At 41.4% G+C, this 22,889-nt stretch carries 22 protein-coding genes and 1 pseudogene; 10 read left to right on the forward strand and 13 right to left on the reverse strand.

The window, feature by feature from the left end; all coding sequences use genetic code 11:
- Positions 1 to 87: 87 nt before the first annotated feature.
- From J7R13_RS00705 to tkt, 4 genes are all read right to left on the reverse strand, one after another.
- A complete protein-coding gene (locus J7R13_RS00705; RefSeq protein WP_208437271.1) occupies positions 88 to 1,281 on the reverse strand; it encodes a phosphoglycerate kinase in 1,194 nt (397 codons plus the stop codon).
- Between the two features lie 341 nt (positions 1,282 to 1,622).
- Entirely contained in the window at positions 1,623 to 2,630 is a 1,008-nt protein-coding gene (gene gap, locus J7R13_RS00710) for a type I glyceraldehyde-3-phosphate dehydrogenase (protein WP_208432974.1), read from the reverse strand.
- 15 nt (positions 2,631 to 2,645) lie between these two features.
- Positions 2,646 to 2,804 carry a hypothetical protein gene (locus tag J7R13_RS00715; RefSeq protein WP_004857758.1) on the reverse strand — a complete coding sequence of 53 codons (159 nt, stop codon included), beginning with the start codon at positions 2,802 to 2,804 and terminating at the stop codon, positions 2,646 to 2,648.
- The gene (gene tkt, locus J7R13_RS00720) at positions 2,801 to 4,807 is read right to left on the reverse strand and encodes a transketolase (protein WP_004857759.1); all 2,007 of its coding nucleotides are present in this window, start codon (positions 4,805 to 4,807) and stop codon (positions 2,801 to 2,803) included. The genes J7R13_RS00715 and tkt overlap by 4 nt, the downstream gene beginning before the upstream one ends.
- A 335-nt stretch (positions 4,808 to 5,142) precedes the next feature.
- On the opposite strand from tkt, the gene J7R13_RS00725 reads away from it, so the two are divergent.
- A complete protein-coding gene (locus tag J7R13_RS00725) occupies positions 5,143 to 5,418 on the forward strand; it encodes a DUF4164 domain-containing protein (RefSeq protein WP_004857761.1) in 276 nt (91 codons plus the stop codon).
- Between the two features lie 12 nt (positions 5,419 to 5,430).
- Positions 5,431 to 5,808 (forward strand): cell division protein ZapA, encoded by a 378-nt coding sequence (locus J7R13_RS00730; protein ID WP_004857763.1) that lies wholly within the window; start codon positions 5,431 to 5,433, stop codon positions 5,806 to 5,808.
- Between the two features lie 177 nt (positions 5,809 to 5,985).
- Here the strand turns inward: J7R13_RS00730 and pyk are convergent, their stop codons facing one another.
- Positions 5,986 to 7,422 (reverse strand): pyruvate kinase, encoded by a 1,437-nt coding sequence (pyk, locus tag J7R13_RS00735; protein WP_208437025.1) that lies wholly within the window; start codon positions 7,420 to 7,422, stop codon positions 5,986 to 5,988.
- Positions 7,419 to 7,964, reverse strand: a complete 546-nt coding sequence (locus tag J7R13_RS00740) for a DUF1036 domain-containing protein (RefSeq protein WP_208437026.1) — start codon at positions 7,962 to 7,964, stop codon at positions 7,419 to 7,421. Before J7R13_RS00740 ends, pyk begins: the two co-directional genes overlap by 4 nt.
- Before the next feature lie 239 nt (positions 7,965 to 8,203).
- On the opposite strand from J7R13_RS00740, the gene J7R13_RS00745 reads away from it, so the two are divergent.
- Complete coding sequence (locus J7R13_RS00745; RefSeq protein ID WP_004857768.1) at positions 8,204 to 8,461, forward strand: DUF2312 domain-containing protein; 258 nt, start codon at positions 8,204 to 8,206, stop codon at positions 8,459 to 8,461.
- Between the two features lie 92 nt (positions 8,462 to 8,553).
- Here J7R13_RS00745 and J7R13_RS00750 read toward each other — a convergent pair whose 3' ends face one another.
- Entirely contained in the window at positions 8,554 to 8,772 is a 219-nt protein-coding gene (locus J7R13_RS00750; protein WP_004857770.1) for a hypothetical protein, read from the reverse strand.
- 330 nt (positions 8,773 to 9,102) lie between these two features.
- Here J7R13_RS00750 and J7R13_RS00755 point away from each other — a divergent pair.
- Positions 9,103 to 9,658: pseudogene (locus tag J7R13_RS00755) on the forward strand (GNAT family N-acetyltransferase).
- Positions 9,659 to 9,701: 43 nt separating this feature from the next.
- On the opposite strand, the gene J7R13_RS00760 reads toward J7R13_RS00755, so the two are convergent.
- The 3 genes from J7R13_RS00760 to J7R13_RS00770 all read right to left on the reverse strand — a co-directional run bounded on the left by J7R13_RS00760 (position 9,702) and on the right by J7R13_RS00770 (position 12,680).
- Complete coding sequence (locus J7R13_RS00760) at positions 9,702 to 11,534, reverse strand: ABC-F family ATP-binding cassette domain-containing protein (protein ID WP_208437027.1); 1,833 nt, start codon at positions 11,532 to 11,534, stop codon at positions 9,702 to 9,704.
- Complete coding sequence (locus tag J7R13_RS00765; RefSeq protein WP_208437028.1) at positions 11,534 to 11,941, reverse strand: hypothetical protein; 408 nt, start codon at positions 11,939 to 11,941, stop codon at positions 11,534 to 11,536. Before J7R13_RS00765 ends, J7R13_RS00760 begins: the two co-directional genes overlap by 1 nt.
- Before the next feature lie 103 nt (positions 11,942 to 12,044).
- Positions 12,045 to 12,680 carry a thiamine diphosphokinase gene (locus J7R13_RS00770; protein ID WP_208437029.1) on the reverse strand — a complete coding sequence of 212 codons (636 nt, stop codon included), beginning with the start codon at positions 12,678 to 12,680 and terminating at the stop codon, positions 12,045 to 12,047.
- Positions 12,681 to 12,841: 161 nt separating this feature from the next.
- Between J7R13_RS00770 and J7R13_RS00775 the strand changes: the two genes are divergently transcribed.
- Positions 12,842 to 14,380: a M48 family metalloprotease gene (locus J7R13_RS00775; RefSeq protein WP_208437030.1), complete on the forward strand. Its 1,539-nt coding sequence runs from the start codon at positions 12,842 to 12,844 to the stop codon at positions 14,378 to 14,380.
- A 160-nt stretch (positions 14,381 to 14,540) separates the two neighbouring features.
- Here the strand turns inward: J7R13_RS00775 and J7R13_RS00780 are convergent, their stop codons facing one another.
- On the reverse strand, positions 14,541 to 15,452 hold the full coding sequence (locus J7R13_RS00780) for an RNA polymerase factor sigma-32 (RefSeq protein ID WP_208437031.1): 912 nt from the start codon (positions 15,450 to 15,452) through the stop codon (positions 14,541 to 14,543).
- Between the two features lie 567 nt (positions 15,453 to 16,019).
- Here J7R13_RS00780 and J7R13_RS00785 point away from each other — a divergent pair.
- The 3 genes from J7R13_RS00785 (at position 16,020) to J7R13_RS00795 (ending at position 18,846) form a co-directional block, all read left to right on the forward strand.
- Positions 16,020 to 17,597, forward strand: a complete 1,578-nt coding sequence (locus tag J7R13_RS00785) for a hypothetical protein (RefSeq protein ID WP_208437032.1) — start codon at positions 16,020 to 16,022, stop codon at positions 17,595 to 17,597.
- Positions 17,598 to 17,618: 21 nt separating this feature from the next.
- The gene (fdxA, locus tag J7R13_RS00790; protein ID WP_208437033.1) at positions 17,619 to 17,957 is read left to right on the forward strand and encodes a ferredoxin FdxA; all 339 of its coding nucleotides are present in this window, start codon (positions 17,619 to 17,621) and stop codon (positions 17,955 to 17,957) included.
- A gap of 304 nt (positions 17,958 to 18,261) precedes the next feature.
- Positions 18,262 to 18,846 (forward strand): CarD family transcriptional regulator, encoded by a 585-nt coding sequence (locus J7R13_RS00795; protein WP_208437034.1) that lies wholly within the window; start codon positions 18,262 to 18,264, stop codon positions 18,844 to 18,846.
- Positions 18,847 to 19,450: 604 nt separating this feature from the next.
- On the opposite strand, the gene rpmF is transcribed toward J7R13_RS00795, so the two are convergent.
- Positions 19,451 to 19,630, reverse strand: a complete 180-nt coding sequence (gene rpmF / locus J7R13_RS00800) for a 50S ribosomal protein L32 (protein ID WP_004857790.1) — start codon at positions 19,628 to 19,630, stop codon at positions 19,451 to 19,453.
- Positions 19,631 to 19,934: 304 nt separating this feature from the next.
- Here rpmF and J7R13_RS00805 point away from each other — a divergent pair, with 304 nt between their 5' ends.
- Entirely contained in the window at positions 19,935 to 20,837 is a 903-nt protein-coding gene (locus tag J7R13_RS00805; RefSeq protein WP_208437035.1) for a polyprenyl synthetase family protein, read from the forward strand.
- Positions 20,838 to 20,928: 91 nt separating this feature from the next.
- Here J7R13_RS00805 and ispG read toward each other — a convergent pair whose 3' ends face one another.
- On the reverse strand, positions 20,929 to 22,170 hold the full coding sequence (gene ispG, locus J7R13_RS00810) for a flavodoxin-dependent (E)-4-hydroxy-3-methylbut-2-enyl-diphosphate synthase (protein ID WP_208437036.1): 1,242 nt from the start codon (positions 22,168 to 22,170) through the stop codon (positions 20,929 to 20,931).
- Between the two features lie 239 nt (positions 22,171 to 22,409).
- Here ispG and J7R13_RS00815 point away from each other — a divergent pair, with 239 nt between their 5' ends.
- Positions 22,410 to 22,694 (forward strand): hypothetical protein, encoded by a 285-nt coding sequence (locus J7R13_RS00815; protein WP_208437037.1) that lies wholly within the window; start codon positions 22,410 to 22,412, stop codon positions 22,692 to 22,694.
- Positions 22,695 to 22,889 lie beyond the last annotated feature (195 nt).

The raw sequence follows: 22,889 nt of genomic DNA on the forward strand, positions 1-22,889 counted from the left end.
TGTCTTTATTTCTAAAAGTATGCAACACGACCAGCATACCCTACACGACCCCATAACCATACGGCTTTTCTTCAAGTCTAAAACCCTTTAAGCCTGCATGAGGGCGAAAATACCAGGCAAAACCTTACCTTCCATCCATTCCAAAAAAGCACCACCTGCCGTTGAAAGATACGTAAAATCATTGGCAACACCAGCGTGGTTAAGCGCAAAAACCGTATCTCCCCCTCCAGCAATTGAAACCAATTTCCCCTTTTGACTACGTTGTGCGGCATAGCGTGCAACTGCAATTGTTCCCTGATCAAAGGGAGGCATCTCAAAAACACCAAGAGGTCCATTCCACACAAGGGTAGCTGCTTCATCAATCACACCTTTAACATGCGCAATGGAGCGCGTACCAATATCTAGAATCATGCCACTCTCAGGAATATCTCCCATATCATAAAGACGATGCGGCGTATCTTTTTCAAAGCGAAATCCAACAATCGCATCCACAGGAAGTAGAAGTGCGCACTGGCATTCTTGCGCTTTTTGAATAACTTTCTTAACCGTTTCCATGAGTGCATGTTCACACAGTGACTTTCCAACATGCATGCCTTGCGCCGCTAAAAAACTGTTGGCCATACCACCACCAATCACTAAATGATCAACCTTTTCCACCAAATGATTGAGTACAAAAAGCTTACTGGAAACCTTAGCACCGCCCACAATAGCAACCACTGGACGCGTTGGGTTACCAAGTCCCTTTTCTAGCGCCTGCAATTCAGCCTGCAGAGAGCGCCCTGCATAAGAAGGCAACAAATGTGTTATTCCCTCCACCGAAGCATGGGCACGATGAGAAACTGAAAAAGCATCATTGACATAGAGATCACCATTATGCGCTAAAGCCTCAGCAAAAGAACAATCATTTTTTTCTTCACCTAAATGAAAACGAACATTTTCAAGCAATAAAACACCACCATTTTGCAACGCCTCAACCGCCATCTGCGCTGCTGCTCCAATACAATCTGAGGCAAAAGCTACCGGATGGTTGATTATTTTTTCCAACGTTTGTACAACAGGGTGCAACGAAAATTCTGGCTCCACCTGCCCTTTTGGGCGACCACAATGGGAAAGAAGAATAAGCTTAGCTCCACGCTTTTGAAGCTCAACAAGGGTCTCTTTATGTCGTTTGAGACGCGTTTCATCGCATACTTTGCCTTGCGCCATTGGAACATTAAAATCGACCCGCACAAGAACACGTTTCCCAGCAACATCAACATCATCAAGTGTACGAAAACCCATCACTGCTCCCTCTTCACTTTCTGTTGTTTCAAACAAAAACGCACCTGCTCAACTCTCCCCACACAATCTTTTCTTTGCTTTTTCGCAAAGAAACCCGTATTTGTGTTTTTTCGAACTTTATCTCGTTTAAAAACGCACTTTTAAAATTCTGCCTTTGCATGCGGCTTTAAACATCACGCATTACTATACCGAAACAGAACACAGCATAAATCACTTAGGCAACATCTTCTCTCTAGCGCACAAAGAACAATCTTTACTCGTTTTTTTCAAAAAGAATACACCTTAATTTTCATTATAAAAATTTGACTTTTTTATAAAAAGAGAACCGAAAAGCCCTCTTTTTATATTGTTTTGGCGAAGGCCACAGCAGTATCGCTCATGCGGTTAGAAAAACCCCATTCATTATCGTACCAAACCAGAACACGACAAAATCTGCCATCGATCACCTTGGTTTGATCATTATGGAAAATAGCTGAATGTGGATTATGATTAAAATCACAACTCACAAGCTTTTCCTCCGTATAATCCAAAATACCTGCAAGTGCACCGCGTGCAGCAGAACAAATGGCAGTGTTTATTTCTTCAACTGTTGTGGAACGCTTAGCGGTAAATGTCAAATCAACAACGGAAACATTGGGGGTTGGAACGCGAATTGATACACCATCGAGCAACCCTTTTAATTCTGGCAATACCAACCCTACAGCCTTCGCCGCACCTGTTGACGTAGGAATCATAGAAAGAGCGGCCGCACGTGCACGATAAAGATCACGATGCATTGTATCCAACACAGGTTGATCACCCGTATAAGAATGGATTGTTGTCATAAATCCCTTTTCAATTCCAACCGTGTTATGCAAAACTTGCGCAACAGGCGCCAAGCAATTGGTTGTGCAAGAAGCATTAGAAACAACCCTATGCTCTTTGCTCAAAGACTGGTGATTCACCCCATAAACCACTGTAAGATCTGCGCCTTCTGACGGCGCAGAAACAAGAACGCGCTTTGCCCCCGCATCCAAATGCGCACTTGCTTTATCTCGCGTAGTAAAAATGCCCGTACATTCTAGAGCAATATCGATATCCAAAGCCTTCCAAGGCAATTGTGCTGGATCACGCTCTGCGTATACCTTTATCAAACCACACCCGACATCAATGGAATCACCCACAACCTTGACGGGTCCAGGAAAACGCCCGTGGACTGAATCATAGCGCAACAAATGGGCATTAGTTTCCACTGCTCCCAAATCATTAACAGCCACAACTTCAATATCGTGTCGTCCACTTTCCACAATGGCACGCAAAATATTGCGTCCGATACGCCCAAACCCATTAATTGCAACGCGAACAGTCATTTCACATTTTCCTTATCAATTTTTATAGCGCAACAAATGGGCATTGGTCTCCACCAACCCCAAATTATCAACGACAACAGCCTTCAATCTCTTTATCAGCCATTTGTCCACCATAGCGTATAATATTTTACGCCCGACACAATAAAATCCATTAATTGCAACGCGAACAGTCATTTTGCATTTTCTTTATGGATCTTTCCAAGCTCTTTTTCAACGGCAGCCACCACATTCTCACAAGTGATACCGAAATGCGTATAAAGCGCATCAATCGTCCCGCTTGCACCAAACCCATCCATACCAATAAACACACCATCACTGCCAATAAAACGGTCCCACCCTTGCCGAACAGCAGCTTCAATAGCAACTTTAATTGGAGCATCCCCAATGAGGGCACGCTGATAGGAGAGAGATTGCTGCGCAAAGAGTTCAAAACAAGGCACAGAAACCACCCGCGTTGGAATACCTTTTTCCTCTAAAACAGCATGCACCTTCACCGCAATTTGCAATTCTGAACCGGAAGCAAACAGAGTCACCTGCGCATCATCACTAGCTGTTAGTAATTCATAAGCGCCAAGCATACAAAGATTTTCTTCTTCATACTCTTGCCGCAAAAGTGGTAAATTTTGTCGGCTCAAAGCCAAAGTAGAAGGTGTCTTTCGTGCTTTCAAAGCCAATTGCCAACACTCAACTGTCTCCATAGCATCAGCAGGGCGAAAAACCAGATGATTGGGCATTGCGCGCAAGGAAGCCAAATGCTCCACGGGCTGATGTGTAGGACCATCTTCACCAAGACCAATGGAATCATGGGTCATGACATAAATCACCCGCAAACCCATGAGAGAGGAAAGACGCATAGCAGGACGCATATAGTCAGAAAAGCATAAAAAGGTTCCCCCATAAGGAATAAAGCCTCCATAAAGGGCAAGACCATTCATCACAGCTCCCATAACATGTTCGCGAATTCCATAATGCAGATAGCGCCCTGAAAAATCTTCAGCAGAAATACTTTTCATCTGGCTGCTTTTGGTATTATTGGACCCAGTCAAATCAGCAGAACCACCAATGGTTTCACTAACGACTTCATTGATAACTTCAAGAGCCATTTCTGAAGCTTTACGCGTAGCAACAAAAGGACGCTCTTCACTGAGGCGCTGTTTATAATCATCAATAGCGCCATCAAATCCACCTAGGAGATCACCCCGCATCAACCTTTCAAACTCCACCCGCTCTGACACAGGAAGATCAGCTAATTTTTCTTCCCATTTCTGCCTTTTTTTAGCAGCATTGAGGCCGGCCAAACGCCAATCATCAAGAATATCAGCTGGAATAACGAAAGGCTCAACATCCCACCCCAAAGCGATACGGGTTTCAGCAATTTCTCGTGCTCCTAAAGGAGCTCCATGGACTTTATTGCTTCCCGCTTTATTTGGTGCTCCAAAGCCTATAGTTGTTTTGCAAGCAATCAAAGTTGGTTTATCACAATTTCGAGCAGCCTCAATGGCACGTGCCAGTGCTGCTTGATCATGCCCATTGACTTTATGTGCCTCCCAACCAGACGCTTTAAAACGCGCTATCTGATCTGTACTGTCAGCAAGAGAAATCTCTCCATCAATGGAAATATTATTATCATCCCACAACACAATAAGTTTATTAAGTTTTAAATGTCCAGCAAGAGAAAGTGCTTCTTGGGAAATCCCTTCCATAAGACACCCATCCCCCACCAATGCGTAAGTGTAATGATTGATGAGATCACCAAAACGCGCATTCTGCAAGCGCTCACCAAGCGCCATCCCTACAGCATTAGCCAATCCCTGTCCAAGGGGGCCAGTGGTTGTTTCGATTCCTGCAACATGCCCATATTCTGGATGCCCAGCAAGCTTTGACCCTAATTGGCGAAAATTTTTGAGATCCTCAAGGGAGATATCCTCATAACCAGACAGATACAGTAAGGCATAAAGCAACATAGACCCATGTCCAGCCGACAGCACAAAACGATCACGGTTGGGCCAATGAGGATTTTTAGGATCATGTGCAAGAAACTTTGTATAAAGAACGGTAGCAATATCGGCTGCCCCCATTGGCAAACCAGGATGACCAGAATTTGCTTTTTCAATCGCGTCAATAGCAAGAAAACGGATAGCATTGGCCATCTGATTTTGTTGTTCAGTATTTGTCATGAATGATAGACCATTTCGTTAACCACTTTATTTGATTGCTTCTTCCATATTCTCTTAAATTTTTGAGAAATACTGTTTTTAATCCTCAGCGTGAGACTTTTTGTCATCACTTAAGATAACATGAATAACATTCCCCTCACACATCCTTTATACACAGTACATTTATGCCAATACTCTCAAAAAATCCAGCTTTTAATTAACATGTATCCCCTGCTTTGCTTGCTAAAATGTCCTACATACTTAAAAATAAAATTCACGCAAGAAAAGAAAATGAGTGATTCGTTTTTGCATAAAGGACTGATAAAGGATACAATCACCCAAAGGATAAGAGCATCATGAGCCAAGAAACTACGGTTCTGCCACAAGCTTTAGAGCAACTGGAAAAAGCATTAAGAACCTTAGAATTCACCATTATAAACCGCAATGCCGTTATTGATAAAAACAACGAATGGGAAGAAGAAATTCAACGAATGAACGCTGATCGTAGCCATCTTGCCCAAGCGCTTGACAAAGCTGAAGCCCAAGTCGAGCGACTAGAAGCAGTAAATAAAGAAGTTTCCAAACGTTTAATTAAAGCGATGGAAACGATTCGTGTCGTAATTGATAGATAAAGGTTTAAAGACATGGAAACCGTTTCGGTCACAATTGATGGTAAAAATTATCGCATGGCTTGCAATAAAGGACAAGAAAGCCATCTTATTGAACTTGCAGCTCGGTTGGATCAATATATCGCACATTTGAAGAAAAGTTTTGGTGAAATTGGTGACCATCGTTTATCCGTTATGGCAGGCATTATGATTATCGATGAAATGGAAGAAATAAAACGAGAAAATAAAAAACTACAAGAAGATTACGAGACTCTTTTGCGTCTCCATAATGAAAGGGATCGTACCATGGGAAAAATTGTAAGAAACACAACGGAGCGAATTGAAAAGCTCACCAATCAATTGCTCAAAGATGAACAAAACAATATCGATTTTCAAAAACAAGAAGACTTATGAACACGCATCAGTGTTCTTACCAACAAACGAAATAACGCTCAAAGACCAGCATGGTTATCCCAGCATGATTGTACCAATATAATTATATGGGTGAAAAAATCGTGCAAATTGCAAAAGCAGTAGATACACAAACTGCTCTCTCAAGAAAGAGCAAAACAGAACAAGTAAATGTTGCTGCTAAATGCCTTTCGTTCCATCTTGAGAAACAGAAGCGATACGCAATAAGTTAGTAGCACCGGGTGTACCAAGGGGAACACCTGCTGTCACAAGGAAGCGATCTCCTGCCTGGCAAAAGCCTTCTTGAAAAGCAATCGCCGCCGCCCGATCAACCATATCCTCCAAATCACATGCATCTTCAGTGACGACGCAATGCAACCCCCAAACCAAAGCCAATCGCCGCGCAGTTTCCACGATAGGAGATAAAGCAATAATGGGCCTATTCGGGCGCTCACGTGATGCACGCACACCCGTGGTCCCTGAAGCGGTATAAGCAATGATGGCTGCTAATGCAAGTGTTTCAGCAATCTGGCGCGCCGCAAGAGAAATCGCATCTGTACCTGTTGTCTCTGGAGCAGGATGCTGTGCCCCAACCTGAGCTGCATAAGTGTGATCTTGTTCAATTTGCCGAGCAATCCGATCCATCATAAGAACAGCCTCTTCAGGATAAAGACCAGACGCAGATTCAGCAGACAACATCACAGCATCGCTTCCGGCATAAACAGCTGTAGCGACATCAGAGACTTCCGCACGTGTTGGAACAGAGGATGTAATCATTGATTCGAGCATTTGTGTAGCCACCACAACAGGCTTTCCAGCTAAACGACAAGCCTTTATTAGCTCCATTTGAATGGCAGGCACTTTTTCCAACGGCATTTCCACCCCTAGATCTCCCCGTGCAATCATAACACCATCGGAAATCTCAATAATTTTTTCTATATGTTCCAAAGCTTGCGGTTTTTCGATCTTAGCCATCAAAGCCACTTTGCTTTTCGTTAACCGGCGCACCTCTAGTATATCTTCGGGACGTTGAATAAAAGAAAGTGCAACCCAATCAACCGGTTGTTCTAAAAGAGCTTGAAGATCAGCCTTATCCTTTGATGTCATCGAACCAAAAGGCAAAACTGTATCAGGAAGACTCACGCCTTTTCGATCAGAAATATGCGTTCCAGCAATCACACGACACTGAACAGAATGTCCATCACAAACTTGCACATACAATTCCAACTTTCCATCATCAATCAACAGCCGATCCCCCGGTTTAACAGCCGTAAGAATATCTGCGTGCGGAAAAAAAACACGTTGTGCATCACCAAGCACATCATGATTATCTAAAGTAAAGTTCTGCCCAACACGCAAATCCTCTTGACCTTTAGCAAAACAGCCAATCCGCAATTTCGGCCCCTGTAGATCCACTAAAATGCCGATTGGTCGTTGCGTATTTTTTTCAACCTGCCGTATGCGCTTTACCAAATCACACATTGTTTTACGGTCCGTGTGACTCATATTCAGGCGAAAAACATCCGCTCCAGCCATAAAAAGCTTTTCAATCATCTCAATGGAAAAAGAAGAAGGGCCAAGAGTAGCAATAATTTTTACCTTACGTGCACGCTTCATGGTGAAGAATCTCCTGAAAGACGAGAAGAATGTACAACCGAATCACCAAACAAAGACTCATCAGTCAACTGCACCATCCAACTTATTTGATTGCCTGTATCAATTTCTTTAAACTCAGCCTTTTGATAACCTCGTGGGAAACAATCATGAACCCCTTGAATGGTAAACTGACTATCTTGCACACACATAGTTACAGAACCTGGCCAGTTCCCTTTTTTCTGTGCACCCTCGGCATAAAAATAATAAAACCGCGAAGCAAGAGGGCCATCGATTAAGGTTTTACACTCTGTTACGGGCACCATCCACCACCCTTCGCTTACCCACCCTGAAAGCGTACGATAGCCAAGGGCGACACCAACAGCCTGTTGGGTCATATTACAAACTCTAAAATCAGCTTTTGCAAGACTAACAGGCAGAAAAAAGAGCAGAACACTCAAGAGAAAAATTTTCAGTCTTTTCTGCAATACGCATTGCTGCTTTCTGGTCTGTTTTTTACCAACCATAAAACTCCCTTTATGACACAAGTCCTTAAAACGAAACATACATCCCTTCTCTTCTTTTTTTCCAAGAACTTTTCAAATGTACACAGAGATATTTTTATTCTTTTCTTGTTCTTCTTACCCTTTTGTCAATGCACATTTTCAAACTTTTACAAAATATTTAAAGACAATTTGTAAAAAAAGTGTACAGCTTGATTCACTTTCTGTTTTTCAGGCTTTTCCAACACAAATTTATCGTTGATAAAAAATAGTTTAACATAGACAATCCGGAGAAACATGCAATGAACACAGTAACTGATCAAACACACGCTATATCCGTAAACCAATTACGTGCTTTTATTGAACGTATAGAACGTCTAGAAGAAGAAAAAAAAACCATTTCTGAAGATATTAAAGAAGTTTATGCCGAACTGAAAGGATCTGGTTTTGATAGTAAAGCTGTTCGGAGCATTATACGGTTGCGTAAAAAAGAAGAGCATGAACGCATGGAAGAAGAAGCAGTGATCCAACTTTATAAAAACGCGCTTGGGATGAGTTAGCACAGGCGCGTGTCTTTTTTATCTTTTTACATAAAAATTCAAGTTCCAACATGTATCATCTTTTGCACACAAGAACTTCTCTTCCAGCGCTGTCAACAGACACTCAAAACGCGCTTTATCGCAGCAATCCAGCGCTGGCTCCGAGAACCTTTGTTGAGTTTTTTCATTTCATTCTGCAAAGCAGCAATTTGTTCAAGAAATTTTCCAACATAACAACCCTGCCTGTGAAATAATTTGCAAAGCGCTGTTCTTTCCCCCAAAAGCTGATAAACGAGCGAAAGAAGAGAATGTAAAAAATGAATAATCCCCATAAATTTTTACCAGAAGTTTTCGCAATTCATGCAACTTGCGACAAGAATATCAGCAATATGTAGCACAATTTAGAAATAAATCCCTAAAACGGCATAGAAGATCACATACGTTCTCTTACACTCAGAAGAGTTCTTACATTTCAATCGGTCGCCAAAACGCGAAATGAGGAAATAAGGGAGGGGGAAACGGGGTTAGAACAAAAGCATTGTGCTATACTATATTGTATTTTGCACAAATCGAATGGCAAGAGCTGATACAAAAACCAGCATGGGACGCAAAAAATTGCACGAGAAATATGCGGGGTCATACACTTTTATGAGGAGAAGACCATGGAAATCAAAACAAAACGAACAATTTCCACATTGATCAGTTTAGAAGATGCGGGTGAATTGTCTTCCTATTACCTTCGCAATGCAAACTATTTACGTCCCTTTGAACCAGTAAAATCTGATGATTACAACACTCTAACAGCTTGGAAAATACGAGCAAATGCGTTCGCTTGTAAGAGCATTCAAGAACGAGCATACCGATATGCTATACGATTAAAAAATGAAAACACAATCATCGCCGTCGTTAACTTTACAAATGTGGTTCGTGGTGTTTTTCAAGCCTGTCATCTTGGTTTTTCTCTTGATGAACAACAACAAGGTAAAGGCCCCATGTTCGAGATTTTATCTACCCTAATCGTTCATGTCTTTCGTGTCTATAGCTTGCATAGAATTATGGCAAACACTATGCCCGAGAATATTAAAAGTGGAATTTTATAAGTAGCACCTTTGTTTTGAGAAAGAAGGTTGCGCCAGAGATTATCTGATGATTGCCGGAAAATGGAGAGATCACATTCTAACCTCTCGGATTAATGATTCTTACGTTTGCGTTAATTAGTCGGGATAAGGTATTTTTACAAAATATTAAAATAAGATAATATTCAGGCCTCACGAGATCCCGAAGACTTTTCTTTTTCTACGTCTTCGCGCAAAAGTTCAAGTTCCAACCATTCTTCTTCCTTTTGCATACAAAGCATTTGTTTTTCTTGAAGCATTGTAGAGAGACGCTCAAAACGAGCTTTATCACAGCTATAGAGCGCTGGATCAGAAAGTTCTTGTTCAATTTTTTTTATTTCATCCTGCAAAGAAGCAATTTGTTCAGGCAATTTTTCCAGTGCATAAACTTGCTTATAAGACAATTTGCGGGATACCGCTTTTTCCCTCGATGTTCCCTGTTTTGAGTGATTTTGCACATAAGGCTTTGATAACTCTTTACGCGCTAACACAGCTTGCTTGCTCTGCGCCATCATATCACTATAACCACCAGCGTACAAAATCCAGCGGCCATCGCCTTGGGGCGCCAACACATGCGTTACAGTTCGATCTAAAAAATCTCTGTCATGGCTGATCAACAATACTGTCCCCGCAAAATCAGCAATAAACTCTTGTAACAAATCCAATGTTTCCATATCCAAATCATTGGTCGGTTCATCGAGAATCAAAAAATTTGCTGGACGCGAAAGCAGCCTTGCAAGCATGAGTCGCGCTCTTTCTCCACCTGAAAATTCTTTGAGGGGGGTGCGCGCTTGTTCGGGTAAAAATAAAAAGTCTTTCATATAAGAAACAACATGCCGCTCTTGCCCATTGATCACAAGAGTATCACCCCTCCCTCCTGTGAGATAATGCGCTAAAGTTTCTTCTCCATTTAAAGTACGCTGTTGATCAAGCAACGCCATGGAAAGGTTATATCCATGCCTCACCGTCCCACTATCGGCCGCTTCTTTGCCGATCAGAATGGAAAGTAATGTTGTTTTTCCAATACCATTTGGACCCACCAAACCAATTCGATCACCACGTTGAATCCGCAAAGAGAAATCTTTTACAACAACGTGATCACCATAAGATTTTGAAATTCGTTTTGCTTCAAGCACCAATTGACCGGAATTATGGCTTTTAGCAGCTGTCAAAAGTGCATTTCCCGGTTGCCCTTTATAGGTTTGATGCTGCTGTCTCAATTCTTTTAACGCCCCCAAACGGCGCACATTACGTTTACGCCGCGCTGTTACCCCATAGCGCAACCATTGTTCTTCACGTGCAATCTGTCGCCCCAATTTATGTTGTTCTAAAGCTTCCTCTTCAAGAGCCTTATCACGCCAATTCTCAAACTCCGAAAAACGCTTCTCCAACCTCTTTGTGGTTCCTCGATCAAGCCACACCGTTGAACGCGTAACATTTTCTAAAAATCGCCGATCATGCGAAATCACCACAATGGCGGAACGCAAAGAACACAAAACACCCTCAAGCCATTCAATAGTTGGTAAATCAAGATGATTGGTTGGTTCATCCAACAAAAGAATATCTGGTTTCGCTGCAATAGCCTGCAACAATGAAACACGGCGCTTTTCCCCACCAGAAAGCGTTTCCAACCTCTCAGTTCCTGAAAAACCAAGATTTGCCAGAAGTGTGTTTATCCATTGCACATCAGGCACATCATCCAGGCCAGCTTCCACAAAGGCGTGAATATTTTCAAAGCCTGAACAATCAGGATTTTGTGAGACATAACGAACAGTGACCCGAGGATGGCGAAAAATTTCCCCACCACTTGGCTCACTCATCCCAGCCGCAATTTTTAGCAGCGTAGACTTTCCACAACCATTACGGCCCACCAATGCAATACGAGCCCCTTGCTCAACCGACAAGCAAGCTTGGTTGAGCAAAGGAGCTGATCCAAAAGTTAGGAAAATGCGGTCAAGCCGCAGCAGCGGCACAGCCATTAATGAGCGCGTTTATGACAAGGTGCATGATACATGACACCTCTTCCATCGCGGTAAGTGCACAATTTTGGTGTATGTGGCGCCCGTACTTTGTGAGCACAAGGTGCTTGATAAACCTGACCTCTATGGGTACGATATATGCACATTTGTGGCTGCGGAACAACAATCTGTCTTTGCTGTCTTCTTTGATTTGCTGCAGCACCTGTTACTGTTCCTGCAATCGCACCAAATGCTGCACCGGTCAGCGCCGCTTCAGGACTAGCACCAGCAATTGCCGTTCCAGCTAAAGCGCCTATTGCTGCGCCGCCCACACCGTAACGTGCAACACGTTGATCATTAACAGAACAAGCCACCGTACTTAAACCCATGGCTGAAACAACTGCCACTTTTAAAATTGACTTTAACATATAAAAAACTCTCCTTCTCGAGATTAATACATAAATATATTATTCATGCCGGCACTTAATCACCATGCCCCCCTCTGCCTTATTCAAATATACCGGAAGAGCTCTATGGAATAGGTACAGACGCCAATAATATAGCTTTTCCAGAACCTAATTGGCAAGAAAAGGTTCCACAAATACGGTTAGAAAGTGTTAAAGAAGACCCAAATGACACATTTTTATCACAAAGCGGCCATTTGACACCTGAGAGGGTTAATCCTTGTAAATCAGAAAAACCGATAATACTAAACAAACAACCCTCAGGTAAATCACATGAAAAAGACTTTGGCAAAACCGGCCAACCTTCTTCAAAACCGCTCGTCAATAACACTGCAATGCCCTTTTCAGCCATCACCAATGCTTGTGTCATATGAGAAAGACTATGATCACTTCTTTCACCACCAAAAGCACCACACAAAATAAGCTGTTTGGCACCATTTTGTAGAGCTCTTTCACATGCCAGAGCACTATCGGTCATATCTTTATCAGAAGGAAAAACCTCACGTGGAACATGAGGATATTTGTCTATGAGAGACTGATCAGATGAATCGAAATCTCCCAACCACAACTCAGGATTCACATTCAGCGCTGCTGCATGACGCATTCCACCATCGGCAGCAATCACCCGACTGTTGCGAATTTGGCTACGCAAACGGTCAGTGATACAAACATTCCCATTTAACAATACTGTAAATGTTGTCATGCAACACTGTGCCTTTCGTAAGATTTCCTTTTATAACGTTTCTTATAAAAATAGACGTTTTTTATAGATAACAACCGTGATAAAATCAAAAGAATCCTTATCCTAAAAGCTTCTTTCCAAAAAGCTCCTTTATTGTAAAAAACACATATTTAAAGATACAAATGAAATTTGCCAAAATACAATCAGAAAACACGACGCACCCAGAAAACACAGTACACAACGATCAAAAGTGCCCAATTTTTCAACGAAATTTTCCTTTTCGCAATAGACTGTATAAAGCAACTCTCATAAGCTTAATGCTTCTCCTTTCTGCTTGTCATACGCGCCTCTCCCCCAACAATATGCTTTCTTCTTCAGGTTCTAAACGTACCAGCAAAAACAATATCTATGTCACATTAAGCGCACTACAACACCCCCGTATTTTACAAATATATGGCGGTGCATACTCTGATGCAAAACTTGAGCGCCTCTTAGCAAATATTGTGCGTAAACTCACTGTTGTGTCACAAGGCCACCAAAGCTATTCTGTAACAATTTTAGACTCCGAGAGTATCAATGCCTTTGCTCTCCCAAGTGGCACCATCTACATAACGCGCGGTATGCTAGCGTTGGCCAATGACTCTTCAGAAGTTGCAGCAATTTTAGCCCATGAAATAGCCCATATTACTGCCAATCACGGCATTTTACGCCTGAAAAAAGAAGCCGAATTGAAGATGACAAGTCATATGTCACCACACCTGCTTTCTTACAAAGGAAGAAAACTTCACAACTCCATTAACAACAAACAACAACTCGCACAATTTTCACGCAATCAGGAACTGGAAGCCGATTCAATTGCACTCGAAATGCTCAAACGAGCAGGATATGATCCATTTGCATTGCCGCGTTTTTTACAATCACTAGAAGCCTATAATGCCTTTCGCAATAGCTCTGGAACCTCAAATACTTCCTTAGACTTTTTAGCAACACATCCAACCACTCCGCAACGGATTCGCCGTGCGATAGAAAAGGCACGGAAAATAAGTAGAGTGAACATAAAAAACACTGATCGCGATTCTTTTCTCAAAAGCATTGATGGCATGATTTTTGGTGGCAACTCTCATACAGGTTTTGTACGAGAAAATCAATTTATCCACCCGCAATTGCGTATAACTTTTTCCGTTCCACACAATTTCACAATAGAGACTTCAGGGCATACTGTTTGGGCCAGCGGGATGGGCAAAACTGCTATTCGTTTTGATGCACTACCGCATCCCAATGAAATCTCTGCGAGCGATTATTTAAAAAGTGGCTGGATTGTAGGACTTGATGAATCCTCTATCCGCCCAACAACAATCCAAGGTCTTCCTGGAGCGCACGCCCATGCGGCCAATAAGCAATGGCAATTTGATGTAGCTGTCATTTTATTCAACAAGCACCTCTTTCGTTTCCTTAGCGCGTTCCCACATGATTCTCAAAATTTTAAAGCGGTTGCCGAAAGAACGGTACAAAGTTTTCATCCCCTTACATCATCACAGTTAAAAAAGCTAAAACCTTTGAGAATCCGTGTTGTGCGCGTTAAACAGGGAGACAGTATTGCAAGCGTTGCCAATAAAATGCAAAATACAAGGCATAAAGAAAAACTTTTTCGCATTCTTAACGCACTTTCCCCAACCCAAACTTTACGGGTAGGTACAAACGTTAAAATTGTCACAGAATAATCCCTCATACTTTTCTCCCCTTTATGATTCCCTCCTATCCCTTACATTCTGAGATATTTTTCCCACGCCAATCTCGTTAACTTTGAAACTGACTTCCCGATAGCGCACCTCTTATTGCACAACCTCACTTCAGATTGTTTTCTTGAGAAATCTTCAATGCTTATATCTCATAAGCATCTGCTGAATGAACCGTAAGGAGAGCAGAACGCAGCTTTTGCAAAGCGCGTGCTTCAATTTGGCGCACCCGCTCTTTCGAAATTCCCAACTTTTCACCCAAAACTTCTAAAGTGGCTCCCTCTTCATTCAAACGACGAAAACGAATAATTTCAAGCTCCCGTTCATTAAGAATTTGCAACGCATCATAAAGCCATTGTGTCCGCCGTTGTCCGTCAATCGCTTGCTCAATTAAAGCATCAGGAAGAGGGCTATCATCCACGAGGGCATCCATTTTTGCAACAGGATTATCACTATTCTCAGAAACAGAAACGCTCAAAGAATTATCAGAACTCGAAAAACGAAAATCCATTGTTTCAACATCATTAACTGAAACGCCGAGTTTTTCAGCGATTGTGCGAAAGATATCTTGTTTTGAAAGAGCACTATCATCTTGCACCAATTTCGCCCGCAAGCGCCGAAGATTAAAGAAAAGCGCTTTTTGTGAAGAACTGGTTCCTCCTCGAACGATAGACCAATTTCGTAAAATATAATCTTGAATAGAGGCGCGTATCCACCATGTTGCATAAGTCGAAAAACGGACCTCCCGATCAGGTTCGAAACGCGCAGCAGCTTCTAGCAACCCCACATATCCTTCTTGTACCAGATCCCCCAATGGCATTTTAAAACGTTTAAAACGGTTAGCAATCGCAATCACCAAACGCATATGCGCCGCTGCAATTTGATGCATAGCCTCATCATCGCGTTTATCTTTCCAGCGCAAAGCCAAATCATGCTCCTTTTGTCGTTCAAGATAAGGCGCTTGCATAGCAGAACGCATCATATTACGTCCCAAGCTTTTATCCGCGTCGCTATAATTTTTGCTGTTCTTGTAAACAGCATTTGAAAGATTACCCATAATAACCCCTTGCGATTAAAATTATCAAAATTGATTTGGCAACGACACCATTGTTCTTTCTCAAAAAGAACGCAAAAGTTGTTTGTTTTAATGGCACTACTTTAGCGTGTAAATTTATAATCGCAATTGTTTTTTTATTACAATTTTAAAACTTATCGTCATAGAACACAGTTTTGCCTACAAAACGGCAATATGATGTACGCCGTTCCTCGGCACAAAATATATGGAAAAGCTTTCTCTGTAATATTTTTGTAACAGACTAGAAAAAAATAAAAATGACAGGCAAAATAAATGCTGTTTTGTTTGATGATTGGCTAACTTGCCTTTTAAGCGAAGAGTTTATTTATGCTTCCAGCTTTACAATACAACCATTACGTGTAATGAACATCTATGAAATATCCAAGGTAAATAAAAAAGGAAATACCCAAAGTTAAAGAAAAAAGATGCATCAAAAAACGACAAGAATTATTGAAGCAAATACAACAAACGTGTTAAAGGGAGCAACACAATGATGGAATTGTCGGAAATAAGCTTTTTACCAGTCTAGCGCTGAGAAAGAAAATGATCATGGATATTAAGATTGTTCAACAGAATGAGATTTTTCAGGATGATATTCTTATTGAAAAAGAGGGAAGTGGCAAATTTGAAGGCTTTCGTTTTTATGCGAACAAAACTAGTGTCGATCAAAGCGCTGAAACACAAAACTTCATAGAGAATGAAAGTTTGATTCTTGCTTTTTCCAAACGTGCAACCCGCCTTTGTGCTTGTGCCAATAAAGATTTTACACTCAGTTCTGATGGAATTGTGCGCTGGATTGGTCAACCGGTAGGGCAACTTGTTGCAACAGAGGAATTTTTAAAACCCAAACTGATTATTTTGGCAGATGCGCAATTAACGGGGGAAGCTCGCGATAACGTAGTAAAACGCCTGGAGCGTTTTGTTGCTTTTCATTTTGAAACGGCTTTAAAACCACTGTTTGATTTGCAAAATGCTGAGTGTTTGACGGATTCAACAAGCGGCCTTGCCGCACAACTTGTCCACTCTTTAGGAATCTTGCCCCGTCGAGAAGTTGCTGAAATCGTCAAAGGTCTGGACCAAGAATCACGGGCCGTGCTCCGGCGGCTAGGTGTGCGTTTTGGAGCTTTTCATATCTATGTTATAGGAATACTTAAACCAGCCCCTGTCCAAGCCATTACTCTGCTATGGAACCTTCAAAATGAGGGTCATGACCAAACTGGTTTGAGTGAAATTTTTGCAGCTTTGTCTGCAGGGCGGACTTCTCTTGTTGTTGATCCTACATACAACCGCCAATTTTATCAGTTAGCCGGTTATCGAATCTTAGGGCAACGTGCTGTGCGCGTTGATATTTTAGAACGGCTTGCAAACCTCATCCGCCCCGCACTTCATTGGAAACAAGGGGGTGAACCAAAACCCGAAGGCGCCTATGATGGTAAAAGTTTTTTTGTCACATCCACAATGATGTCTATTCTTGGAGCCAATGGAACCGATATGGAAGAAATTCTTAAAGGACTTGGTTATCAAGCGCATGCCGTGAGCAGCACTGTTTTTGAACAAAATCTCCTCGCATACGAAGCTTCTTCCCATGCATGTACAACAACGCAGGATGTTCCTGCGGCAGAATTCGTCGGTGATCAATGGCAAACAATGAAAGCCTCACAAACAACACAAGGAGAAAAAAGTGTCTTAACCACTTGTGTTAAAACACGACCCAATATCGTAACCAACACCATAGATTGTTTACCAGCGGCTGAACCTGTGGGCGACTTTGCCAAGCAAAAACGTATCGCAGCAGAAGATAAAGTTGTTTTACTATGGCGTTATCATCATCATTCACACAACCACGCGCATAAAAAACATGATAAATCTCATCACAGGCGGCAAAATAAACCGAAAAAAGCATTTAAAAAAGGGGTAAGCGCGAACGAAAACACCACCCAAGAAGCCACACCATACACAAGGTATTCTGATAAGTCTCAAAAACCTTATACTAAACGTGCGAATAATAAATCATTTCAAAAAGAAAAACCCCTTAATCCTGATTCACCTTTTGCAAAATTAGCTGTGCTACGGAATAAACTTGTAAAGAACAAAGACACAGATACACTCTCCTCCAAAGATCACTAAAATAACAAATGGAGCTAGATCTTGGCTTATGTAGTAACAGACAATTGCATTCACTGCAAATATACTGATTGCGTTGAAGTTTGCCCTGTCGATTGTTTTTATGAAGGTGAAAATATGCTTGTCATTCACCCCGATGAGTGTATAGACTGTGGTGTGTGCGAGCCAGAATGTCCAGCAGAAGCCATTAAACCTGACACTGAACCGGGGCTCGAACAGTGGTTAGAACTTAATCTTCAATATGCAAACAAATGGCCTAATTTAACTACCCGCAAGGACCCTCTTCCTCAAGCAAAAGAAATGGATGGCGTTCCAAATAAATTAGAAAAATATTTTTCAGAAAATCCAGGAAGTGGTGAATAATAATGATACAACACACACCATACGCCTTCAACAATGAAGAAAATTCTCTTGTAAAAATAAAAATTCTTCAGCGAAATGATTGATTCTTTTGAACTTTGATGTTAATGTTATTTTAATACGATCATCTTTCTAAGTATTGTTCATTGCTTTTTTTGTAAAGCAATGTATTTTTGTTGAATTTAAAAGTACTCAACTTTTATGCTCATTAAATTCGTGTAATATACTTGGTTAAGAATACTCAAAATTCAGGTTTATAGCCTGTTTTCCGATACGTTTGTTGGTCATAAAGGGAGTAAATTAAAATATGGCATCCCAGCACGGAACGTCCTCCAGTATCAAAGGATTTGCAACCTCTGAATATATCGTTTACCCTACCCATGGAGTGGGTCAAATTATAGCGATCGAAGATCAAGAAGTTGCGGGACATAAATTAAAACTCTTTGTTATTCATTTTGCAAAAGATAAAATGGATGTCAAGGTGCCAATTGCAAAAGCCCTTTCCGTTGGAATGCGCAAATTATCTGCTGTTGACTCTGTTGAACGCGCATTGAAAACTCTACACGGGAAAGCACGCGTTAAACGAACCATGTGGTCACGACGTGCTCAAGAGTATGATGCTAAAATCAATTCGGGAGATCTTATTTGTATTGCTGAAGTGGTGCGCGATCTTTTTCGCTCAAACCTACAGCCCGAGCAATCTTATTCTGAGCGTCAGCTTTATACTGCTGCACTTGAAAGAATGGCCCGTGAAATTGCTGTTATTAATAATCTCTCTGAAACAGAAGCCATAAATCTCATAGAAATGCATCTCTCAAAAAAAACAAAGCACGAATTTAAAGCTGAGAGAGATGAAGCAAACACAAACAGTGAAGCTGTCTACGCTGCATAAGAAACTAAGCTAAAATATTTTGATAAAAAACAAAACCAGCATATCGCTGGTTTTATTTTATTTATGAATTTTCATAAACAAAAGAATCTTTGACACGAAATCCGCTAAGTTACTTCATCTCAAAATAATTTAGTGGAGTTGTCCACGATATAAATAACATTACAGAGTTATCTTATATCAAAAAAAGATCTTTTAATCTTCCTGTAACCCTCTTTATCGAATGCATCTAAGATGTATTCCATCACTAAGCTTATTAATAGCGATCAAGGATTTTGATTCTTCACAAAGGACATAAGCCTCATAAATTGGTACGCACAACCTTCCAAATCATTCTGTCAAAATGACAAGCAAATCAACATTCTCCACACCGATAAAAACAAGAGAATTCTTCCCTAACCCCACACAGAGCACCCTTCCTTCATACAAAGTGTACGCACAAAAAACCATGCTCCTTGCCAAGATAACAAGAAAGCCGCAAAACTACCACGCAATGAGGAGACCCTATTTCCAATACCCTTTTAACAAGAAAACCGAAAAGCACATGACCTGTACAAGCGCTCGCCTACAATAAAAATAAGCCTTAACCTAATAGGGAAATAAAATCTCAATCTTTAGGGGGTAAAACTGAACGTCCGCGATACATCCCAGTCTTCAAATCGATGTGATGAGGGCGACGTAATTCACCAGAATTTTTATCTTCGATATAAGTTGGCGCCTTCAAGGCATCAGCCGAACGGCGCATACCTCGCTTCGAAGGAGAGGTTTTTCGTTTAGGTACAGCCATAAAGAGACACTCCAAATCCACTAAAAAAGAAGAGGCAATGTCAAAAACGACAAAGCCTTTGTCAAAAAATTAGAAAATCTGATAGCCTTATACACTGATTAAAAAGAAGAGGCAATGTCAAAAATGGTAATACTATTATCAAAAATGATAGTTTCATACACCGATTGAAACCTTCTCATGAGATTTTTATTCAATTTTTGTTTGGCTTTAACAGAGACTTCCGCTTACAGTGGGTATAAATTTTTAATAAAAAAGCCTCTCTTGAAATTCCAGAACCCCATTTTCAAAAATAAAGGAAGCACAAATGCATGAATTTACCACCCTTCTTGCAGAACATGCGCACACCGTTGAAAAGCGACTTGATACACTGTTAAGTAATCAAGTTCAAACTGGTGAAATTGCCCGTCCTGAAACCCTCATCAAAGCCATGCGCTACGGTGTGCTGAATGGTGGAAAACGCCTACGTCCTTTTCTTGTTATGCAAAGTGCGGCACTTTTTGATATCCCTGCTGAACACTCTCTTGATATTGCATGTGCCTTAGAATGTGTCCACTGTTACTCACTCATCCATGATGATCTTCCCGCCATGGATAACGACACACTCCGACGCGGACAACCCACAGTTCATAGAGCATTTGATGAAGCAACAGCAATTCTAGCAGGCAATGCTCTCTTAACATTTGCCTTTGAAATCATAGCCGATAAAGCCAGCACACTCCCCTTTGACACCAGAATAAAACTGGTCACAGCTCTTGCACAAGCATCAGGAGTTGGTGGTATGGTAGGCGGACAAATACTTGACCTTGAAGCGGAAAAAAAACCGCAAGAGAGCACCAACATTATCACTCTACAACGCATGAAAACAGCCGCTCTGATAAGCTTTGCTTGCCAAGCAGGCGCAATTATCGGCAATGCATCCAAAGAATTCACAGAAAAACTTGCTGCTTTTGGAACATATCTTGGTTTAGCCTTTCAATTGACGGATGACCTTCTCGATGTCACGGCCAAAAGTGAAGTCCTAGGAAAAACAGCAGGTAAAGATAAAACAGCGCATAAAGCAACCTTTGTTCGTCTTTATGGCATTGAAGAAACACAAAAAAAGCGGGACGAACTCATCACTAAAGCAGAAGCACTTTTACACCCTTTTGGCGCTAAAGCAAAACCACTTCAACAAGCAGCCCGCTTTAGTGCAACACGCGAGAATTAAAAGTTCGCCAGCGCGCACAACAGAAAAATACAAGGAGAAAACTATACAAAATAAAAGATTTTCTTTGTTTTAATCCTCTTCAATGGTTTCTTCAACCTTGTCCAAAGCGTGTATGAATATAATCACTCAAGAGAGATTCAAACTCCTCGGCAATATGGTTACCCCGCAAAGTCTTTACCTTCTGCCCCTCAATAAAAACAGGTGCCGCAGGACTTTCTCCTACTCCAGGCAAAGAGATTCCAATATCAGCATGTTTTGATTCCCCTGGTCCATTGACGATACATCCCATCACTGCCACCTTCAAACTTTCAACACCAGGGTATTTTTCACGCCAGATAGGCATATTTTTGTACAAACCCGCTTCAATTTTTTGCGCCAACTGCTGAAAGACTGTCGAAGTTGTACGACCACAACCAGGACAAGCGGCAACAACAGGCAAAAATTGCCGAAACCCCATCACTTGCAAAAGCTCTTGAGCAACCCTCACTTCTCGTGTTCGATCTCCACCAGGTTCAGGTGTTAATGAAATACGGAGTGTGTCTCCAATTCCTTGCTGTAACAAAATTCCCAAAGCCACAGAAGAAGCAACGACACCCTTTGTTCCCATTCCCGCTTCTGTCAAACCCAAATGGAGCGCATAATCACAACGCCCAGCCAAACTACTGTAAACAGCAATGAGATCTTGAACATCACTGACTTTAGCAGAAAGAATAATTTTATCACGTCCCAATCCCAGCTCTTCAGCTAAAGCGGCCGAATGCAAAGCCGACTGAACAACAGTTTCCCGCATGACTTCAGCCACAGATAAGGGATTTTCCTGCTGTGCATTTTCATTCATAAGCCGTGTCAACAACACATTATCAAGGGATCCCCAATTCACACCAATACGAATAGGTTTACGGTACTGACAAGCAATCTCGATAATTTCCGCAAATTGGCGATCTTTTTTTGCACCAAAACCAACATTTCCAGGATTGATCCGATATTTTGCAAGCGCCTGCGCACACGCAGGATGTTCTGATAAAAGCTTATGACCAATATAATGAAAATCTCCCACCAATGGTACAGAAAAACCCAACCTCTCCAATCGTTCCCGTATTTTGGGCACAGCAGCAGCAGCTTCATCACGATCAACGGTGATGCGAACCAATTGGGAACCAGCCTGCCAAAGAGCAGCAATTTGTGCAACGGTTGAATCAACATCGGCAGTATCGGTATTGGTCATCGACTGAACAACAATCGGATTATTGCCACCAACCATCACATCGCCAACAGCAACACCAACAGACCGGCGACGCTCAAGAGGTTTAGATAAAGAATACGCTGTGTTCATCAAGTCCTCAAATTTTCAAAACTTGGCATCTATCGACCATCATTTATGATCATGTTTTGCCAAAATACAATTTAAAAACGAATGAAAGGCAGTGCTTCATTAAGCCAAAACTCTTGATTTTTACCTCATAGATAAGCAGCACCATCAATGCAACCTTTCAATTTTTAAGCCGTTATAGCAAAACCCCAAACACAATTCCCACTGTCGTAAAACAGTATAACACATGAAGGAGGAAACCCATGAGTCTATTTTCAACGCGCGCCAAGAATGCTAAAATTAAAAAACGCATCGCACAATTAAAAAATCAACTCGTCCCAGCGAGTCCTTGGCGTTCTTATAATGACGGCTTTGAAAACATCTCTGACATGTTTGACACATGGAAACAAAAAAGCCGTCACGCACTTTACCATCTCAACGAGCATGCTACACAATTAAAGCAAAAAGCCAAAGAAAACCCAAAAACAACCCTCGCATTAACTGCAGGATTAATTTTAGCTGGTTTCTTGCTGATACGTAAAAATTAAAAACACAATCAACAGTAAAAACCTTTCAATGCCCGCCTCAAAGTGGGCATTCTTCTACATCTGGGAAAAAACAACGTACAAAACATCAGGGTTACTTTTATACATAAATAAGAATTTTATGAATTGAAAAAGCTCAAATATAACAAACCAAATCAAATCTTCTAAAGTAAATGCCCACTTGCTAGAAGTAAAGGA

This window comes from Bartonella taylorii 8TBB (assembly GCF_902825155.1).
Taxonomy (GTDB): Bacteria; Pseudomonadota; Alphaproteobacteria; order Rhizobiales; family Rhizobiaceae; genus Bartonella; species Bartonella taylorii_A.

Coding starts and splice junctions, on each gene's coding strand:
- J7R13_RS00750 (WP_004857770.1), bottom strand. CDS start 8,772: ATGGGGATTATTCATTTTTTACATTCTCTTCTTTCGCTCGTTTATCAG.
- J7R13_RS00780 (WP_208437031.1), bottom strand. CDS start 15,452: ATGGGTAATCTTTCAAATGCTGTTTACAAGAACAGCAAAAATTATAGC.
- J7R13_RS00770 (WP_208437029.1), bottom strand. CDS start 12,680: ATGACAACATTTACAGTATTGTTAAATGGGAATGTTTGTATCACTGAC.
- J7R13_RS00715 (WP_004857758.1), bottom strand. CDS start 2,804: ATGACTGTTCGCGTTGCAATTAATGGATTTTATTGTGTCGGGCGTAAA.
- J7R13_RS00740 (WP_208437026.1), bottom strand. CDS start 7,964: ATGTTTCGTTTTAAGGACTTGTGTCATAAAGGGAGTTTTATGGTTGGT.
- J7R13_RS00795 (WP_208437034.1), top strand. CDS start 18,262: ATGGCATCCCAGCACGGAACGTCCTCCAGTATCAAAGGATTTGCAACC.
- J7R13_RS00760 (WP_208437027.1), bottom strand. CDS start 11,534: ATGGCTGTGCCGCTGCTGCGGCTTGACCGCATTTTCCTAACTTTTGGA.
- J7R13_RS00785 (WP_208437032.1), top strand. CDS start 16,020: ATGGATATTAAGATTGTTCAACAGAATGAGATTTTTCAGGATGATATT.
- J7R13_RS00765 (WP_208437028.1), bottom strand. CDS start 11,941: ATGTTAAAGTCAATTTTAAAAGTGGCAGTTGTTTCAGCCATGGGTTTA.
- J7R13_RS00705 (WP_208437271.1), bottom strand. CDS start 1,281: ATGGGTTTTCGTACACTTGATGATGTTGATGTTGCTGGGAAACGTGTT.
- tkt (WP_004857759.1), bottom strand. CDS start 4,807: ATGACAAATACTGAACAACAAAATCAGATGGCCAATGCTATCCGTTTT.
- J7R13_RS00815 (WP_208437037.1), top strand. CDS start 22,410: ATGAGTCTATTTTCAACGCGCGCCAAGAATGCTAAAATTAAAAAACGC.
- J7R13_RS00730 (WP_004857763.1), top strand. CDS start 5,431: ATGGAAACCGTTTCGGTCACAATTGATGGTAAAAATTATCGCATGGCT.
- J7R13_RS00745 (WP_004857768.1), top strand. CDS start 8,204: ATGAACACAGTAACTGATCAAACACACGCTATATCCGTAAACCAATTA.
- pyk (WP_208437025.1), bottom strand. CDS start 7,422: ATGAAGCGTGCACGTAAGGTAAAAATTATTGCTACTCTTGGCCCTTCT.
- J7R13_RS00725 (WP_004857761.1), top strand. CDS start 5,143: ATGAGCCAAGAAACTACGGTTCTGCCACAAGCTTTAGAGCAACTGGAA.
- ispG (WP_208437036.1), bottom strand. CDS start 22,170: ATGAACACAGCGTATTCTTTATCTAAACCTCTTGAGCGTCGCCGGTCT.
- rpmF (WP_004857790.1), bottom strand. CDS start 19,630: ATGGCTGTACCTAAACGAAAAACCTCTCCTTCGAAGCGAGGTATGCGC.
- gap (WP_208432974.1), bottom strand. CDS start 2,630: ATGACTGTTCGCGTTGCAATTAATGGGTTTGGGCGTATCGGACGCAAT.
- J7R13_RS00805 (WP_208437035.1), top strand. CDS start 19,935: ATGCATGAATTTACCACCCTTCTTGCAGAACATGCGCACACCGTTGAA.
- J7R13_RS00775 (WP_208437030.1), top strand. CDS start 12,842: ATGAAATTTGCCAAAATACAATCAGAAAACACGACGCACCCAGAAAAC.